The organism is Streptomyces torulosus (genome assembly GCF_001419765.1).
Lineage (GTDB): Bacteria > Actinomycetota > Actinomycetes > Streptomycetales > Streptomycetaceae > Streptomyces > Streptomyces torulosus.
In genome coordinates, this window is sequence record NZ_LIRK01000153.1 from 6,662 (window position 1) to 7,343 (window position 682).

The following is a 682-nucleotide window of genomic DNA, read 5'->3' on the forward strand; positions in this document are numbered from 1 at the left end:
CCTCGGTGCTGCGCCGGGGCGGGGAGACCGTGCACATGCAGCACATCGCCCCCGGTGGCCTGCCCTCCGACGTCGCGGGGACGAGGGGGGCGGGGGCGTCGCTGGTGGCGGCCGTCGAGCGGGAGCACGCGCGCGTGCAGACGACCGCCGAGGCGGCGCAGTTCGTGGCGCGGCACGCGGCGGCGGTCGTGACGGCCCCCGACTACGCCCTGCCGGAACTGGACCGCATCGCCCGCTCCGCCGCGCCGATCCTGCCGGCGCCCGAGGCCCCGTGGCGCGCCGTGGCCGATCGCGCGGCCACCCTGCGCACGGCGGAGCCGCCGCACCGGCCGGAGCCCACGCTCCTGGCCCGCGGCGACCACGAGGTCGTCGACCTCCTCGCCCACAACCTGGCCGAACGGCACACCGCCGTCTCCCGGGGCAACACCAACCCGGCGACCGCCGCGCGCCACGAGCACACCACCGACCGCCTGCTCGGCGAACTGTCCCGCCGCTCCGCCCTGTCACCGGAGGCCCGCGGCGCCGAGGAAACCCACCGCCGGGCCCTGCGAGCGGACCCCACGCTGGACTACGGCACGGTCTCGCCGCTGCTGACGCGGCTGGAGGCGGCGGGTCTGCTGCGCCGGCGCCGCCCCGCCCTCGACGAGCGCTCGGTCCACATCACGCTCCCCGGGCGTGGCGA

General features: G+C 78.7%; 1 pseudogene. It reads left to right on the forward strand.

Going from position 1 to position 682, the window contains the following annotated elements:
* A pseudogene (locus AOK23_RS51880) lies at positions 1–682 on the forward strand (hypothetical protein); the annotation flags it as partial.